The sequence below is a fragment of the Mucilaginibacter sp. P4_G9 genome (genome assembly GCF_056400985.1).
Genome location: NZ_JBFUKF010000069.1, coordinates 1 through 18,448, shown reverse-complemented (window position 1 = coordinate 18,448; position 18,448 = coordinate 1). Strand labels below are relative to the sequence as shown.

Sequence of the window (18,448 nt, the reverse complement as noted above, 5' to 3'; positions counted from 1 at the left end):
CCCAAAACCTTACGCACTCCTATTTCCCGGGTACGACGGGCGGCAGAATAGGCAGTTAAACCGAACAGGCCTATACAGGCAATAAATATGGCCAATGAAGAGAACAGTGTAAACAAATGGCCAAATTGGATATCCTGCCGGTACTGGCGGTTATAAAAGTCATCCAGAAAAAAGAAATCAAATGATGATTCGGGGAAAGTATTGTTCCAGGTGTTTTTAATATTATCAACCATTTGTGGCACGTTTCCCTGGCTTACTTTTATGGAGAAATAGCTTGCGGGGATCCATGACAAGGCCGGATCCATGAAAAGTACAAGCGGGGTATATTTTTGTTGCAGCGATTGCTGGTGATAATCTTTTATCACCCCTATTATTTCTTCGGGATGGTTATGAATGGTTTCAATCCAAACTTTCTGACCAACGGCCTCCTCTGCCGATGCAAAACCAAACTGCCTCACTGCCGACTCATTCATCACCACACCGGTTGAATCTGCCGGGCGGCTTTTATCAAAAGCCCTGCCTGCTACCAACTGCATATTATAAGCCCGCATAAAATCATGATCAACCTTAAGCATTTCGTAAGTACGTTCTTCTGATTTTGGCGCTCCAAAACGCCTGTTGGCTAAAAACATGCCCACTTCTTTGCCCGGTACAGCTCCCGATATGGTTACGTCCTTCACCCCGGCAAAGCCCAGTAATGTATTTTTAAAAGCAGCTATTTTTTGCCCGTAGCCTGGCGTATTTACAGGTGCTTTTATAACGATGGTCTGGTTGATATTTACCCCGGTATTTTGGGTACTCATGTAAACAATTTGCCTGTAAACCGCAAATGTGCCGGCTATAAGCAGCACCGATGCCATAAACTGGAAGGCTACCATTCCTCTGCGTAACAATACGCCGCTTTTGGAGAATGCAAACCGGCCTTTAAGCACAGCTATGGGTTTCATTCTTGCTAAAACAGTGGCCGGGTAAATGCCCGAAAGCAAAATGCTGCCGGCAAACACCGCTGCTATTTTTAAATATAACGCGTTGTTGAATAGTAAGCCATAGCTGCCTTCACTGTACAAATAATGTACTAAGCTATAGCGGGCAACTATCACCAGGATAATTGCTATAAATAGTGCAGCAAGATTAATAATTAACGATTCGGTAAGAAACTGGGTGATCAATTGAGATGCATGGGCGCCGCTTACTTTACGGATGCCAACCTCGCGGGCCCTGTCAACCGATTTGGTGGTTGCCAGGTTGATATAATTGATACAAGCTATCAGCAGGATAACATAAGCTATGATGCTTAAAAAGCCGACAGCAAAACGGTTGCCTTTTGCTTCTATTTCGTATGGTTTTGCGGGGTTTAAATGAACCTGGATTAGCGGCACCAAATGGATAGCCCACTTCAATTCTTTTAAAGACGGGCCGGTTTTATAACGCTCGGCCAACGCCGGGAACTTTGCTTCCAGCGCCGGGATATTGGCACCTGGCTTCAGTTTCACAAAAGTGTAGCTTTCATGCTGATACCAAAAGTTTTTGGCAAACTCAGCGGTATTGGCCCATGATACCAGCATGCTGAACCGCATGGTTGAGTTTACAGGCAGATCCTTAAACACCCCTGTAACCATACAATGCAGCGTATTATCAAGGGTGCTTATATCTACAACCCTGCCCATGGCATCGGCATTGCCAAAATACTTTTTAGCTGCCGACTCAGAGATAACTACTGAATTAATTTGGTTAAGCGCTGTTAACCTATCGCCTTTCAATAAAGGGTATGCAAAAAAACTGAAGAAATTACTATCGGCAAAGCAAACATGCTGTTCGCGAAACTTGATGTTGTTATATTTTACAACCCGCTCGGAGTTGTTCCAGTTAATGCGGGTATATGATGCAATTTCGGGAAAGTTGGCCTTCATGGCGGGGGCGTAGCCATTGGTACTGGTTGGCCAGCTATCGGTTAAATTATCGCCCTTGTAAAACTGGCTTTCAACACGGTAAATATTGGCGGCATCCGGGTGTTGCCTGTCAAAACTTTTCTCGAAATTTACATAGGCATAAATTAATATAAACGCTGCCATACCCAGCGCCAAACCCGTTATATTAATAAAGGCATAAACTTTGTTTCTAACAAGATTTCGGTAAGTAACCAGTAGGATGTTACGGATCATGGTAAATATTTAGCGGTTGAAAGCTCAATATAGCACTTTTTCTTCACCTTGTCATTTGGGGCACAAAGGATCTCTGATGTTAAGTCAACAGTACTAAGTGGTAAGTTACAAACGGGATTTATTCTTTTTTGACTTCGAACTTAAGACTTTCCACTAAAGGATAACGTCAATTCAGGGTTAACACAACGTTAGTCGTGAACTGTGCAAGCCGAATACGCATAGCGGTATAAAGATGCTTCACTCCGTTCAGCATGACAAAAAGAAAAAAACTTTACGGATTTTTGGTAAATTCCTTCTGGTACATCAGCGGGCTTTTACCGGTTACCAGTTTAAAATGCTTGTGGAAGGTTGAAAAATTATTAAACCCGCTATCGTAACATAACTGTTTGATATTAAGCTTATTTTCTATCAGTAATTTACAGGCATGGCCAACTTTTATTTCGATAATGAATTGCGAAAAGGTTTTGCGGGTTTTTGATTTAAAATACCGGCAAAAAGAGTTGGAGCTTACGCCGGCAATTTCGGCTATCTCATCCAGATAGATCTTTTTCCTGAAATTCTGCATCGAGTATTCATAAATATTATTCAGGCGGTCGTTTTCAGAATCATCATGATCATACTTAAAACCAATGGATGCCAGGTAGTGTGAGGGAATGCTGCTGGCAATAACATTTAACGCTTTTAGCAGCATAATAATACGTTCGGCGCCATCTGTATTTAGCATTGCTGCCATTTGGTTTGTTACCTGCTCTTTAGTGCTGCCCAATATTTGTAAGCCACGCTTTGATTTTTCGAGCAGTATTTTTATTAGCTTATTTTCTGGTAATTGTAAAAACTGGTCGCCCCAGAAATTTTCGCAAAAATGTATTACAAAAACTTCGACCCCGGCAGTTTCATCCTGGCCAAAATACGTATCGTCAAAGCGCCAGTAGTGTGGTAAGTTTGGCCCTACCAAAACCATATCACGGGCTTTAAACTGTTTAATGCTATCGCCTATGAACTGGGTGCCACTGCCCTTTTTAAAATAAATAAGTTCCAGTTCGGGATGGCAATGCCAGCGATTATTGATATCGGGCAATACATCGTACCTAACACTAAAAGAATGTGCAGGACCCGAAGAAACTTTTAACAACAGCGGCTTCATTCAGCTTAATTTACAATTGATAAGGTAAATATAATCAATATTTGTAAAAAAAGCTGATAAAATTACACTTTTATACTGTCGACAAATGGGTTGTTATAATTTTAGAATAAGATTATATAATTTTTATATCTTGTTCCTCAATTAAACCTTATCTCTCGAAATGAAATATTCCTTCAAATTACTGCTGCTATCAGCACTGTTGCTGCCACTTTTTACTTTTGCACAAAGCAATTACAAACCCGCCTATGTTGTTACTACTAACGGCGATACTATTCGTGGTGAGATAAACCAGAAAGAATGGTTTGGCAACCCAAAAAGTGTAGAATTTAAAGGTACGACCGGAGTTAAAACTTACACGGCAGACGATATCAGCTATTTTGAACTACTTAATTCATCCATTTATCAGCGCTATTCCGGCGAGATCAGCATGGATGAAACCAATACTTCAAAATTGCAAACCGGAATTGATTCAACTAAAAAGCAGGGTGTTGTATTTTTAAGAGTGGAGCAAAATGGACCTAACGTAACCTTATATTCCTATATCGATGCAAAAAAAACCAGGTTTTTTATCGCCGACAACAAAACCGGCCAGGTTAAGGAACTGGTTTACAGAATTTACTATTTACCAGATCATGGCGTACAAACCCGGAGCGAAAATATTTATATACCACAACTATATGACCTGGCCATTAAATATAACCCGACATCGGAGAAATTAAAAACCGAGATAGAAAACGCTACTTATAGTTTCCCCGACCTGAAAAGCATTTCCCAAAAAATCAACAATATGACTGTTGACAAGAAAACCTATGGTGGTAAGCCGGCATGGAAGTTTTTTGCCGGGATAGCTGCCAATTATACACTGTTTACAACCAGTGCCGACGCTAAATTTTATAATGCTAAAAACACAACATCCGTTTACCCGGCTGTGGTAGCAGGTGTAAATTTATATCCCAACCCCGGTGTTGGTAAACTTTTAGTCAGGGGCGAAATAATGATTACCGGAGCAGCATATAAGAACTCCGTAGATCTTTACTTTAACCAGCCAGAGATACCAAAATCTGATTTTAATGTAAAGGAGTTTTTAGTTATTGTTAATCCGCAGGTGATATACAACATTTATAATACTAATGATTTTAAATTATTTATTGATGCGGGTATATCCTATACATTCGTAAAAACCACGGGCAATTCTATCTACAACAGTCATCTTCAAACAACTACGCCCAACTATCTTTCCCTTAGTTCGGGACTAATCAGTTTCCCTATTAAGCTGGGTGTAACTTTAAATAAAAAAGTGGATATATATATTTCTTATTCTACCCCTGCAGCTATTACCAATAGCAAGAATTATACTATAAATGCAAACAGCATTAAAGTGGGTATTAACTACGAATTTTAAAGTAAAATAAAAGCGTTCCGGTATCTCAACCCCGGAACGCTCGGTTATTGCCTTAAATCAATAACATCAACTAAATCAAGATCAACCTTATTTTTGATCTTTTCTTTCCATCTTTCTCAGGGATGGGAAGGTTTTAAATATCCTTTACAAGTTCACATTATATTAAAACGGAGGAGGACCGCCGGGACCCGGGCCGCCACCCGGAGGAGGGCCACTGCCCGGACCGCCCATATTTGGCTTTTTGCCCGCAAATTTCTGCAGCTTAAGTGTAAAGCTTAGCAGGTAATACCTGCCCAGCCTGTTACTGCTGGTTTGTGTTACATAGCTGCCGCTTTGGGTGCTGGTATAACCGGTATTTTGGTTAAAAACATCCATTGCCGATAAGCGGATAGTACCCATATTCCCTTTTAAAAAACGGCGCTCAACGTATGTATTCAGTATATTAGGATTGGTTGCCCCGGTATAACCGTAGTACAACACTTTTGAATAATCGTAACTAAGTGTCCAGTCTTTCCAAACATAGTTTTTACCATTAATGCCTAAGGTTAACGAACTGAAGTTGTTGTTGATATTAGCCTGGGTAAGCGAGTTATTTGACTTATTTACGCTAAACGTTGTACTGGCTTCGGCATCAATAACATTTTCAATACTTACCCGAAACTTTACACCTTGGGATAGCACCAGGTTTTTAGCTATATTTTTTTCTGTGGTCATTAAATAACTTGCCGAATCAACCTTACTTATGTAAGAGATGTTGTTATTGTAGGCAACGTTGCCTATAAAGAATAAATTATGTTTACGTTTTTCCCATGGCTTGGCAAAAACATAAAATCCCTGCGCCGAATAATATCCGTCGGCATTTAAATACCGGGTTAAAATACTTCCGGCAAGTTTACTGTTGGGGGCATAGTTTTTGGGGTAAGTAATGCTGTTGGCTACTATTTTATTATCGGTAGTGGTAAATGATAAATTACTGAAAAACACATTTCCGGTCTCGAAATTGAACTTGTTATACCTGATAGACAGGTTATTGTTAAACTCGGGCTTCAAATCGGGATTACCCTCAACCGGGTATGATGCATTACTGAAATCGGTAACGGGCTGCAGCTCGGTATAAGTTGGCTGGTTACTGGCACCGTTATAGTTTAAGCTTAATGACTGGTTGCGCGAAAAGTTGTAAATAAACCTGGCATTAGGCGCAAAATTAAATGTATGGCTATCGGTTGGCTCGCTTGCCGCGCTCATTAATGACCGACCGCGCAATATGGTTGGCTGGGCAACCACACCCAGGGTATAGTTATATTTTTTATCGATAAAACGATAGTTTAAGCCAAACCTGTTGGTAATAAAAGTAGAGGTATAATTATTACTCAGCAAATCGTATTGATTCCTGGTTACACCATCCGCGCTAAGCGTATCTGTCAGCTTATCGGCAGTGGTGTAGGCATAGTGGTAGGCATAAGTAAGTTCCAGGTAACCCTTTTTACTTACCGGTTCTAAAAACGATACGCTTGTACCCACACTATCAGTACGGCTGTCGGTATTGATGAATTGGTTTAAAGGCGCGTTTGCAGCTCCTTCAATATATGTATATACCGGGTTTTGGTATTTATTGATGCTGTATGAACCTGCCCCAACATTGATACTCAAATTACGGCCACGCTTGCTAAAACGGTGGTTAAATAAAATGTTGGCCCCGTAATTTGGTTCGCTTTGGTTGCTCAGGGTATTAAAGTTATAGTTTGATACCGTCTCGGAATTATTTACAAGCAAACTATTACCTATTTGTGTAGTATTCACTTTTGCGTAAGCAAACGATGGTGTAATTTTTATGTAGTTAACTGTATCCGGCTTATACTCAATATTGAAGTTAAAGCGATGGTTAAGTTTTTCGTCGGTTTGAGTATTGTTATTGGTATTGGTGCTTGGGTTTGTTGCCGATATATTGTTTTGAATGGTATTGCTTATGGTAAATATGGAGTTATTGGCAAAGCTATAGCTACCGTAGGCGGTAATTTTTTTACCCCAGCTATCGCGATAATTAAGCCCGAAGGAGCGTGCAGTTGTTATGCCATTGGCGCTGCTGCTGTTATTACCCGGGCGGCCACCCGGACCACCGCCCCTTGGCCCGCCGCCGTTAAAAGTAAACAGGTTGGTATTGGTATTATTTAAATTACCTAAAAAAGCCAGCTGCCTGTCGCCGCTAAAACTAAAAACATTTGCCGATGCTACGTAGCGGCTGCCTTCCTGGCTGTTTGATATACCGGGGATGGCATCCCTGCCCCCACCTAAACTGGCCTGCCCAAAATAACCGTAGTTTTTACTTTCTTTAATGGTAATGTTCAAAACCTTTTCGKGCTCACCGCTTTTTACACCGGTAAGGTTGGCCTGGTCGCCGTAATCATCTATTATCTGTATATTTTGTACAATATCGGCAGGTAAATTTTTGGTTGCCGATTTTACATCACCTCCAAAAAAATCCTTGCCGTTTACCCTTACTTTGGTTACGCTTTTACCCTGGGCGGTAACATTACCATCTTTATCTACATCAACCCCTGGCAGTTTTTTAATTACATCCTCTACCGGGGCATTATCGCGCACTTTATAGGCGCTTGCATTAAACTCAATCGTATCCTCCTTTAGCTTTACCGGGTTTACATCGGTAATGTTAACGGTGTTGAGCATATAGGTATCATTTTTTAATACGATAGAATTAAGTAAAACAGGTGTGGCGGCTTTATCTAAAATAAACCGGCGCTTTAACGGCTGGTAACCTATGGAGTTTAAAAGCAGGCTAAACTGGTTAACTTTTACATCGTTAAATGTAAACCCGCCATTATTATCAGTCATTACAGTACTGCTATCAGCTCCGGTTAAAAGTTTAACAGTGGTACCAGGTAAGGTAACCCCTGTTGAATCTTTTACAAAGCCTTTTATCTGCCTGCCAGTTTGGGCGTAGGTGCTAAGGCTAAACATTATAGCCAGGGTTATTAAGTATGTAGATTTAAATTTCATAGTTGCGGCTTTCTTTAACAGCCACAAAACAATAGCATCGGCATTACTATAAAAAACAGAATAGACAAGGATGCAGCAAACGTAGACGAAGGCATGCTTTTTGCCTATAAATCTATGCATTTGCCCATCGTAGTTGCAGAGAGCTTGTTTAACGGTCAATTTTCACCCTTTGTCGGCAAGTTCTGCCTGTTAGGCGATTATGGTTAACTGATAACGATATGGTTTAGTAATATTGAAAGATTATTAAACCGCAATCGAAAATCTCAGGTCAAGATTTTCTGTCAAAAATAATAAACACAAATAGTCTTGATTCTCGTATCTTGACTCCTGATTATAACCCAAAATGAGTCTCAAATCAAAAAGCACTACTATCACTATTCTAATCCACGTACTAACATGGGCTGTACTCATTTTTGCACTGCTTTTGTACCAGCCCCTTACCTGGAATATTGTGTTACCTTACCAATTCTGGATAAAACAGGGCTTGGTTATCATTATGCTGGTAGCGGCCTTTTATATCAACTCTATTATACTTGTGCCGTTATATCTATTGAAAAACCGCACCGGAATGTACTTTCTGATTATAATTGGCCTGATAGTAGCGATATATTTTCTAAACAATCTTTTTGATAGCGCGCTACATATGCACCAATTAATGGATGCAGCTACGCACAAACACATCAGGCCGCCAAAATCGGGAGGGAAAAACCATATTTTTGATTTTGTAATCGTATTCATCATGGCCCTGGTGTTGGGCATCAGCACCAGCATAACCGCCATACAAAAATGGCAGGCTGATATCAGGCTGCGCGAGGCTTTGGAGCAGGATAAGATAAGCTCCGAACTGTCATTCCTTAAAGCGCAGATCAACCCGCATTTCTTTTTTAATACGCTCAATAATATTTATGCCCTTACACATGTAAATGCCGATACATCGCGGAAGGCTATCCACCAGCTTTCGCGCATGATGCGGTATGTGTTGTATGATACACAGCATGGCACCGCTTTACTTAGCCAGGAAATAGCCTTTATAAAGGATTACATCAGCCTGATGGAATTACGGCTTACTGATAAGGTAACTGTAACATTTAATTCGCCGGCAAAAGTAAATGATATGAGCGTTGCCCCTATGATATTTTTACCTTTTGTAGAGAACGCTTTTAAACATGGCATAAGTGCCACCGCGCCCAGCGGCATCCTCATAAGTGTTGAGCAGCATGCCGAAAAGCTTGAATTATGTGTAGAGAACAGTATTTATAAAGACCAAAACGTTAATCTTGAAGAAAATAAAGGCATTGGTTTAACCAATACCCTGCGCCGGCTTGATTTGCTTTATGCCGGTAAATATACCTTGGATATTAAAGAAGACCCTGTTGCCAATACGTATAAAGTCCACCTAACGCTCAACCTGTCATGATATTAAATTGTATTGCCGTTGATGACGAGCCACTGGCCCTTGGGCTGGTTTGCAGCTTTATTGAACAAACGCCATTTTTAAAACTAACAGGCCGGTACAGCAGCGCGGTTGAAGCACTGGTAGGCTTGCAGGATCAAAAGGTGGACCTCATATTCCTGGATATCCAAATGCCCAATTTAAACGGTATTGAACTGGCACGGGTACTGGATAGCCGCGGCGCCAATAAACCACGCATTATTTTTACCACCGCCTACAACCAGTTTGCACTGGAGGGATACAAAGTTGACGCTTTGGACTACCTGCTTAAACCTTTTAATTATGAAGAGTTTTTGCACGCGGCAAACAAGGCGCTAAGCTACGCCGAATTGTTGCAGCGCTCAGCTGCTGCCGCACCTGTATCCGCAGCTGCAGATGAACACCGCATTGAAGACGATTACTTGTTTTTAAAGATTGAGTATCAACTGGTGCGCATAGCGCTAAAAGATATATTGTACATTGAGGGCTTAAAAGACTATGTAAAAGTATACCTGCAGGGTATCGAAAAGCCCTTGCTTTCGCTCACCAGCTTAAAAGCGCTGGAAGAAAAACTGCCTGCAAAACGTTTTATGCGGGTACACCGCTCGTTCATCGTATCGCTTGATAAAATCAATTCCATCACCCGCAATGCCCTCCAAATTGGCAAGGTGAACATCACCGTTGGCGATCAGTATAAAGAAGCCTTTGGGGTGTTTTTGAGTAAGTGGGTGTAGAGCCTCTGTCTGAATCTGACATTTTCAGAATGTCAATTACCAATTCTGTTTATTCATTATAATTCTGAAAATTCTGATTCAGACAACATCGCTTTGCAATTTTTTCCCCTTCCATTCTACTATTAAATAATAATCCCTAATTTTATTTTATGCAAAAGGTAACCGTGTCCTGGCTTAAATCGCTTGAGGCTTTAATAAATGTTCCGGATGATCAGCTGCAATGGCTGATAGATGTTAGTGAAAACCAGGTATTTGAAAATGGCACATTATTGAATGAGCCGGGGAAACCCATGACGGGCCCTCATATAATTGTAGAAGGCAGTTTGCGTTTTTATATGCTGCAAAACCGGGGAGTCAGGGATTTTGTAAATGTGGGACCGGGTAGTATTACGGGGTACCTCCCCTTTTCCCGTGGAATGATAGCTAAAGGTTATGCGGAGGCCATAGGCGAACTGCATGTGCTTAGCTTCCCAACCGAACGCATAAACGAAATGATAAAAAATCATTTTGAGCTTACCCAGGCGCTRGTACATATCATGACCACCCGCGTGCGCGATTTTACCGCCCTGCAGCAGCAAAACGAAAAAATGATGGCATTGGGCAAGCTGTCTGCCGGATTGGCACATGAGCTTAATAACCCGGCATCGGCCATTGTGCGCGATTCTATATCTTTAAGCAAGCACCTGCGCCTTGTGCCTCAAAATCTTAAAAGCATATTCACCGTAAAAATGGATGCTGACCAGATTGACGGGATCACAAATGAATTGTTTAAGGTATTATCAAACAAAGACCATACCCGTTTAAGCCTTAAACAACGCACCCAGCTGGAAGATGAAATAAGCGAATGGCTTGATGAGAACGAGATTGAAAACAGCTACGATATTGCTGAAAGTTTTGTTGATTTTAAATTTAGCGCCGATAACCTGGAGACCTTTAAAAAGTATGCCCCAAAAGAATTTTTATCAACCTTAATTAACTGGATAAGCAGCAAGCTGATAGCCGAAAAAATGATAGAGGATATCCAGGAATCATCAAAACGGATAGCCGAACTGGTAACTTCTGTTAAAACCTTTACGCATATGGACCGCGGGCAGGATAAGCAGTATGCCGATATTCATATTGGTATTACCAACACGCTTACTATGCTGGGGTACAAAATAAGAAAAGGAAATATAGCCGTTGTTGAAGATTTTGACCGAACTTTGCCCGAAGTTAAGGCGCTGATAGGCGAACTTAACCAGGTATGGACTAACCTGATAGATAATGCCCTTGATGCCATGGAACCGGCAGGCAAAGGTACACTAACTATAAAAACCCGCCGCGACCGTGAATTTGTAGAGGTTTTTATAATTGACGATGGCCCGGGCATCCCAGAGGAAATTCAGGGCCAGGTATTTGATCCGTTTTTTACCACTAAAGAGATGGGCAAAGGTACCGGGATGGGCCTTGAGGTGGTACAACGGATAGTAAAACAGCACCGCGGATCGATCAAAGTAAAATCGAAGCCCGGGCATACCGAGTTTAGTGTTTGCTTCCTGATTGATGGGTAGTAAACATTTTTTAGAATAAAGCATTAAAAATTTACCTGTAGCATTCCCTATGAGCCGACCTATTATATTTTCAATTGATGATGACCCGCAGGTACTCCGGTCAATCAGCCGCGATATGAGATCGCATTACGGTAAAGAGTACAAAATACTAAGCACAACATCGGCAAATGAAGCCCTTGAAAGCCTTACCGAACTAAAAAATGGTTCGGATGTGGTAGCCCTTTTCCTTTGCGACCAGCGCATGCCCGAAATGGAAGGCGTTAAGTTTTTAGAGAAAGCAAAAAAAATATTCCCTGATGCAAAGCGTGTACTGCTCACCGCTTATTCAGATACGGAAGCTGCCATTAAAGCTATTAATGATGTGCAGCTTGATTATTACCTCATGAAACCATGGGATCCGCCCGAAGAAAAACTTTACCCGGTTATAAACGATCTGCTGGAAGACTGGCAAAACAACTATATCCCCGAATTTGTGGGTATAAAAGTAATTGGTTATCAATTTTCGCCGCAATCACATGTGATTAAGGATTATTTGGCCGGTAACCTGATACCCTACCGTTGGCTGGATATTGAAAGAAACGTTGATGCCGGTAGTTTATTAGCCCTTAACAGCCTTACAACAGATTGCCTCCCTACTGTTTTTTTTGAAGATGGCAGCTTTTTGCAAAAACCTTCTATACAAGGGATAGCGGCAAAACTTGACAAAAATCCGCAAACCCTTACCGATGTTTACGATGTGGTAATTATTGGTGCAGGCCCTGCAGGGCTTGCTGCCGCAGTGTATGGCGCATCCGAAGGATTAAAAACATTACTGATAGAACGCAAAGCACCCGGCGGACAGGCAGGAACCAGCTCGCGGATTGAAAACTATTTAGGATTCCCGGCAGGCCTGAGCGGGGCCGATCTTACCCGCCGTGCCATTAGCCAGGCCATGCGTTTGGGTGCCGAATTCTTATCGCCGCAATCTGTTAGCGATATCAAACAAAAGGATGGCTATAAAACCATTATACTGGATGACGGTCCCGAGATTATCAGCCGTACCGTGGTTATTACCACCGGTGTAGATTACCGCAAACTTGATGTTAAAGGAGTTGAAAACTTTACCGGGGCCGGTATTTACTATGGGGCCGCAACTACCGAAGCTTCGGCCTGTACCGGTAAAGATGTATATGTAATAGGTGGCGGAAACTCTGCCGGGCAGGCGGCTATGCACTTGTCGAAGTATGCCGATAAGGTGCATATCGTTATCCGGCGCGAGGACCTGGTGTCAACCATGTCGGCCTACCTGATAACACAGATAAGCGAAACACCCAATATTGAGGTTGTACCTGATACCGAAATTACTGAAGCTCATGGGAGTAACTGCCTTGAAAAACTAACTTTAAAAAACTGTAAAACGCAGGAAACGGTTACCAATAAAGCCGCTGCCTTGTACATATTTATAGGCGCCAAACCTTATACCGACTGGATAAAACTCGACATTATAAAAAACAATAAAGATTTTATTGAAACCGGCCGTGACCTGCGCACCTATGAACACTTTAACAAGATATGGAAGCTTAAACGCGACCCGTTTTTATTGGAGACCAGTTGCTCGGGCATATTTGCTGCCGGTGATGTACGTGCAGGGGCCATGAACCGCGTGGCATCTGCCGTGGGCGAAGGCTCAATGGCAATTAGTTTTGTACACAAATATTTAGCAGAAGTTTAAAATTACCCCCATGCAGGAAGATGAAATATGCCGGCACCTGGAAGCCGTTACTGATATAAAACAACCAAAGGAATATGTATGCGAAGAATGTATGAAAACACATTCAACGTGGATGCACCTGCGCACCTGCCAAACCTGTGGAGTAACACTTTGCTGCGATAGCTCACCCAATACCCACATGACCAAGCATTTTAAWGCCACAAGCCACCCGGTAGTGATCTCGGCCGAACCCGGCGAACGCTGGCTTTGGTGCTATGTAGATGACCTGGCGATAGGGTATTGATTAGATCTGCAGATTTCAAATGTGCGGATTTCAGATTATAGATGTGCAGATGGTTCTTCCGCCTGAAATTGTCTGAACCGGAATTAAACGAATTAAGGAATTTCTCAGAATTTTTCCGCTGCTTGTGTCCTCACAAGCAGCGATTGTTTCGTATTGCCTGAACCGGAATTAAACGAATTAAGGAATTCACAGAATTTTGCGTGAACCCGGATTCTTCACATGTTGTTTATCTTTCAAATGTGTTCAGGAGGGCTGTGCTGTTAATCAGTTTAAAGGATTACCACGATTTTTGACTAAATTGTATGGCAATTTACTCACCACTCACCACTCACCACTCACCACTCACCACTCACCACTCACCACTCAATCAGCCAGATATTTATCTAAAGAAATAGGCCCCGAGCCCAGGATGGTAAATAGCAGAAGCAGAACAAGGGCTGTAATAGACGGCCAGGCTAAAGTATTTATTGGTTCTTTAAAAATACTGGTTAAAAATACCGCGCCTATAACAATCGGGATCTGGATGATGGATGCCATCCGGGTGTATATACCAAGGGCTATCAGTATACCGCCCACCATATGGGCAAACGTTACATAATAAACTAAAACCATCAGCACATCGGGCGAAAGATCTATTATATCCTGGCCTTCAATCAAGTGCCTCAGGTATGCTGTATTCTGCATAAAGGCGATACCTTTTAACAGCAGGAATATACCAAGCGCTATACGTACAATATCGAGGATTTTAGGGTGATGTGTATCGCCCCAGTTTTCTATTTTATGAACCACGTTCATCACAAGCCTCCTTTTAACAGTTAAATTGGTTTTAGGCAAACAGCGGTCTTATTGGGTTAAAATGGCTTTTTTGCGCTATATAAATATAGTAATAAACTTGTTACAATTGCAAATTATTATAGAGGTATTTATCAAGTTTCCAGGAAGTTATAAAATCCCGGAACTGAGGTGAAATAACGTTTTGAAAGGTTTGTCATCTTGAACGTAGAGAAGGATCTATTTGCAGACTGCACAGGGCGAAAATGCATGGCGAACAACAGATCCTTCACTACGTTCAGGATGACAAAAATATTTTTTTACTAAAACATCAATAATAAGTGCCCGCAATAACATTTGGAAACAAGCTATTTATATAAACTTTATTATAAATCGTACTCTTTCAACCATCCTCTTAACGTAGTTAAATCTTTTTGTACAGCATCGATAAAGGACTCTTTACTAATCGTTAGTTGCCGTGCACCATCCTGCGCGCCGCCCAGGTCATACTCGCAATGCAGGCTTAACGGACCAGTGATATTATATTGCTTAAGCACCGTGAAATACTTCTTAAAATCAACCATTCCTTCGCCCAGGGGTACGCTTTTCACCTGCCATTTTCCATTCTTTTTTTCCCAATAAAAATCCTTCACATTAATCGTTTTGATATGCGGAATGAGCAGTTGCATAGATGTTGCCCAGGTATCGGCGCCTTCGGTAGTGGCATGCCTGATATCATACTGGCAACCTATGGCAGCCGGATCAAGATCCTTCACTGCCAGCCAGAGGTCCCAAACAGAAGCGCCAAACAGCTCGCCCGAATGGTTTTGATAGGCTCCATGGATATGATATTGCTTGTTTAACGCAGCAAGAAATGCAAACTGCCCATTAATTGTTTTTAGATTTTCGGGAATACTTATGTCATTATTATAATTAAACCAGGCCGTACGGTAATATTTTATGCCCAATGCCGAAGCAGTTTTTAAAATATCATGTGTGTATTTCTCCCCGGGCAATTTGATATTGGTTACTATGGAATATACTTTTAAACCTGCTTTCTCTACTGCAGCCACCGCCTTTGGCAAATCGGTTGCAACATTTTCGGGCAATACATGCCCATCGGGCCTCACGGTCAGGTCTACCCCATCAAAACCCATGCTGGCAGCTAATAAAGCCATATCGGCATAGTTAAGCCAATGCAGGTGTTTGGAAAATATGCTTACTTTAATTTTTTCTGTTGCCGATGACGCGATTTGGTGCTGACCTGGCTCAGCAAGATTTGAGAGGTTTTTACCCAATGCATTTAATCCGAAGGGGACGCCGGCTGCCGCCATAGCTGCGGTTGCAATAAATTTTTTGCGGCTGATATGCTCCATAAGCTTTATAAATTGGTACTGCAATATAATAAAGCCGAATGGAATTTTGACTGTGAAATCCGGAGGTGATTCACCAGCAAAACATTAATCAAATCCTACATATTCTTTTTGTTTCACCTCAACAAAGCCAGATGTATTATCACGACTTATGAGCATCACGATATGAAAAAAGTCGTTATCAAAAAGATAAATATTGTTTACAGAATCGGCCCCCTGGAATCGCATTGGAAGGCCTGCACTTTTTGCCTGGGTAATTAAATTAAAAATATGTTTGGTGGTAGCAGTTTTATAAGCCACTGTACGCAATGTGGCACCGCTGCTTAATTTGGTGGCAACACCAATAGCAACCGATTCTTCTTTATGCTCAATACCAATTTTATTTAAATTCTCTACCGTGTTGCCATCAACATCCTGGGTATATTTTTTTTTAAACCCTTTAGTTAAAACCAAATAATTATGGGCATCGCCGTTTGATAGATTTGTTAAATTGGTGAGGTCATTAATGGTGATGCTTTGCCCAAACAGATCAACACAGCAAAACGATAGTAATGCTAAAAACAGGTATTTCTTCATTTTTATTATTGTATCCAAATATACTTTTTTAAACAATTAATCAATCACCCGGATGGTAGGTTCTTTGAGCATGTTTAAGCACATCCTGTTTATAAAACAAAACGTACTTAAACCTGCCATCAATAATGCCCTGGGCCTGGTCGCTAAAGTTTTTTGAAGTCGGGTCAAATGATTGCCCCCCGGTCATGATACTTTTGGCCTTTACCTTGGGGCCAAATTCAATAGCGGCTACAAAGCTGTTACCCGAGTAGCCATATCGCTTTAGCGTATTCATAGTACGGCTCTGGAACGATGGCAACTGGCCAAATCCAGAGCCCGTTAAGCCCACTGGGATACTGGGTAAATTATCGTCGAACGTTGTGCCGTCCGCAGGGCGCTGGTAGCGGTTCATATCCCCCCATTGTACCTGCCAGGTGCCAAAGCGGCTTTGCAGGTTTTTCAAAACATCAGTTAAAAGAGCCAGCTGCCGATCGCCCGGCGTTTGTTCGGCAAGCGTTTTTATCCGCTGCGTTATAAAGGTGCTTTGCTGGTCTGTTTTAGGCGGCGGAAGCAATTTTAACATCAAAGTACCCCATTCAATGGCCAGCGAACAGGCTATCGAATTTACGGCTGTACGTTTATCCCACTGCCGCAACAGCTTTACAGGTTCGGCAAGGGAGCTTTTTAACGAATCCGGGGCATTATCATAAGCTTTAAATAACCCGGGTAATAAATCGTCAAAAGCGGCCAGGTAATGATCGTAACCTTTGGCTATAAGGCCATCAAGCGTAAAATGATCTGCATTTTTTAATATATTAATGGCTGTTACGGCCCGGTAGTTTTCACCATCCGGCGCCATATAAACGGGATATTTACTTTTATCGGGGCTGCTTGTCCCGGCAGCAGTATACGGCGTTGAATTGCAATTCTGAATCCAGCCGGTAGCAGGGTTTGTAGTTGTAACAATTTCTTTAAGTTGATGAACGCCTTGCCACTCTGTTGCACGTGCGCTGCCGTCAACCGGCAGGCTCCAATCATATTTAGGGTCTCTTTTGGGGATATAGTTGCCATACCAAAAAATCGTATTGCCCTTATCATCTGCATAAACAGTATTATTGGTAGCGTTTGATACCAGGTCCATAGCCTTTTTATACCCGGCAAGGGTATTGGCTTTGGTAATTTGCCATGACTCCAGCAGTGCATTATATGAGCGGTTATTGGCTTTTAAAGCTAACCATTTACCATCGCGGCTTCCCAATACCGGTCCGTGATGTGTGTAATAGGCCATTATTGTTCGTTGCTCAACTTTATCGCCATTTTTTATATTGATGACAAGCTTACGGGTGGTTACCGGTTTAAGCGCTCCATCGTATTCATAAAACCACCCGCCGTCCTTTTTGGTCATCTTTTCGGCATAAAGGTCGGCCACATCCGCGTAGCTGCTGGTATGCATCCAGCCGCAATGTTGGTTAAAACCCTGGTAAATAAAAAACTGCCCCCAGGTAACTGCGCCATAAGCATGCAGCCCTTCCTGGCTTACCAGCTCCACCTCGCTGCGGAAGTAAAAAGGCACATGTGGGTTAATGTACAATAAAGCATGCCCCGATGCCGATTTAGATGGCGATATAGCAAAACCGTTTGACCCGGTTTCCCGTTCATTCGCAAATTCGTAGTTTTTTTCGGGATGGCTTATCAAGGCACCCAGTTTTTCACCGCCATCAGCATAAAATGCTTTTGTTTCTTCCAGCTTAATCCCGCCGGTTTCGGTTGCTGCCACGCTGCCATCGGTAAACATTAAGGCATACCAGGGCTTAAAATATTTAAACACCTTAGGTTTTATTTCGGGATGCTTATACAGGTAATAGTTTATGCCATCGGCAAAGGCATCCATCAATTTCCTGAAAGCAGGCGCACTTGTTTTATAATCCCTGATAGCGTCGGCAGTATCAGCTATCAATTGGAGTTGAATATCGGTGGCGAGGCTATTTTCGCCATCAACTTCGGTTTGTTTGCCAAGCTGGTAAAGGTAGTTACGCTCAATACCTTTAAAATTATCCTCGCATTGCGAATACATCAGCCCAAAAACCACATCGGCATCTGTTTTACCATAAATATGCGGCACGCCATAATTATCGCGAATAATAGTTACAGCTTTAGCCTGTGTTTCGGTCCTTTTTATTTCCTCCTGGTTAAATACCTGGGCAAATACAATACAAGGAGAAAATATTAAAATGAAAATTAAATTATGTTTCATGGTAACAATAATTTTACCGTTGTGTCTAACAAATTAGATTGAAAATCAGTAATGATATATTA

At 41.8% G+C, this 18,448-nt stretch carries 13 protein-coding genes; 6 read left to right on the top strand and 7 right to left on the bottom strand.

Annotated features, from left to right (window positions below):
• A partial coding sequence (locus AC1DPZ_RS08790) for an ABC transporter permease (RefSeq protein WP_477402611.1) occupies window positions 1–2,162 on the bottom strand: 2,162 nt, incomplete at its 3' end.
• A 271-nt stretch (window positions 2,163–2,433) separates the two neighbouring features.
• Window positions 2,434–3,306 (bottom strand): AraC family transcriptional regulator, encoded by an 873-nt coding sequence (locus AC1DPZ_RS08785; RefSeq protein WP_477402610.1) that lies wholly within the window; start codon window positions 3,304–3,306, stop codon window positions 2,434–2,436.
• Between the two features lie 160 nt (window positions 3,307–3,466).
• Between AC1DPZ_RS08785 and AC1DPZ_RS08780 the strand changes: the two genes are divergently transcribed.
• The gene (locus AC1DPZ_RS08780) at window positions 3,467–4,708 is read left to right on the top strand and encodes a hypothetical protein (protein WP_477402609.1); all 1,242 of its coding nucleotides are present in this window, start codon (window positions 3,467–3,469) and stop codon (window positions 4,706–4,708) included.
• Window positions 4,709–4,870: 162 nt separating this feature from the next.
• Here the strand turns inward: AC1DPZ_RS08780 and AC1DPZ_RS08775 are convergent, their stop codons facing one another.
• The gene (locus AC1DPZ_RS08775; RefSeq protein ID WP_477402608.1) at window positions 4,871–7,723 is read right to left on the bottom strand and encodes a TonB-dependent receptor; all 2,853 of its coding nucleotides are present in this window, start codon (window positions 7,721–7,723) and stop codon (window positions 4,871–4,873) included.
• Between the two features lie 343 nt (window positions 7,724–8,066).
• On the opposite strand from AC1DPZ_RS08775, the gene AC1DPZ_RS08770 reads away from it, so the two are divergent.
• The 5 genes from AC1DPZ_RS08770 to AC1DPZ_RS08750 all read left to right on the top strand — a co-directional run bounded on the left by AC1DPZ_RS08770 (window position 8,067) and on the right by AC1DPZ_RS08750 (window position 13,433).
• On the top strand, window positions 8,067–9,140 hold the full coding sequence (locus tag AC1DPZ_RS08770; protein ID WP_477402607.1) for a sensor histidine kinase: 1,074 nt from the start codon (window positions 8,067–8,069) through the stop codon (window positions 9,138–9,140).
• A complete protein-coding gene (locus tag AC1DPZ_RS08765) occupies window positions 9,137–9,889 on the top strand; it encodes a LytR/AlgR family response regulator transcription factor (protein ID WP_477402606.1) in 753 nt (250 codons plus the stop codon). Before AC1DPZ_RS08770 ends, AC1DPZ_RS08765 begins: the two co-directional genes overlap by 4 nt.
• 149 nt (window positions 9,890–10,038) lie before the next feature.
• Window positions 10,039–11,439, top strand: a complete 1,401-nt coding sequence (locus AC1DPZ_RS08760; RefSeq protein ID WP_477402605.1) for an ATP-binding protein — start codon at window positions 10,039–10,041, stop codon at window positions 11,437–11,439.
• 49 nt (window positions 11,440–11,488) lie between these two features.
• Window positions 11,489–13,150: an FAD-dependent oxidoreductase gene (locus AC1DPZ_RS08755; protein WP_477402604.1), complete on the top strand. Its 1,662-nt coding sequence runs from the start codon at window positions 11,489–11,491 to the stop codon at window positions 13,148–13,150.
• Window positions 13,151–13,160: 10 nt separating this feature from the next.
• Window positions 13,161–13,433: a UBP-type zinc finger domain-containing protein gene (locus AC1DPZ_RS08750; RefSeq protein ID WP_477402603.1), complete on the top strand. Its 273-nt coding sequence runs from the start codon at window positions 13,161–13,163 to the stop codon at window positions 13,431–13,433.
• Between the two features lie 363 nt (window positions 13,434–13,796).
• On the opposite strand, the gene AC1DPZ_RS08745 is transcribed toward AC1DPZ_RS08750, so the two are convergent.
• The 4 genes from AC1DPZ_RS08745 to AC1DPZ_RS08730 form a co-directional block, all read right to left on the bottom strand.
• Window positions 13,797–14,228: a DoxX family protein gene (locus tag AC1DPZ_RS08745; RefSeq protein ID WP_477402612.1), complete on the bottom strand. Its 432-nt coding sequence runs from the start codon at window positions 14,226–14,228 to the stop codon at window positions 13,797–13,799.
• A gap of 362 nt (window positions 14,229–14,590) precedes the next feature.
• On the bottom strand, window positions 14,591–15,580 hold the full coding sequence (locus tag AC1DPZ_RS08740; RefSeq protein ID WP_477402602.1) for a sugar phosphate isomerase/epimerase family protein: 990 nt from the start codon (window positions 15,578–15,580) through the stop codon (window positions 14,591–14,593).
• An 84-nt stretch (window positions 15,581–15,664) separates the two neighbouring features.
• The gene (locus AC1DPZ_RS08735; RefSeq protein WP_477402601.1) at window positions 15,665–16,153 is read right to left on the bottom strand and encodes a hypothetical protein; all 489 of its coding nucleotides are present in this window, start codon (window positions 16,151–16,153) and stop codon (window positions 15,665–15,667) included.
• 40 nt (window positions 16,154–16,193) lie between these two features.
• On the bottom strand, window positions 16,194–18,386 hold the full coding sequence (locus AC1DPZ_RS08730; protein WP_477402600.1) for a penicillin acylase family protein: 2,193 nt from the start codon (window positions 18,384–18,386) through the stop codon (window positions 16,194–16,196).
• Window positions 18,387–18,448: the final 62 nt, after the last annotated feature.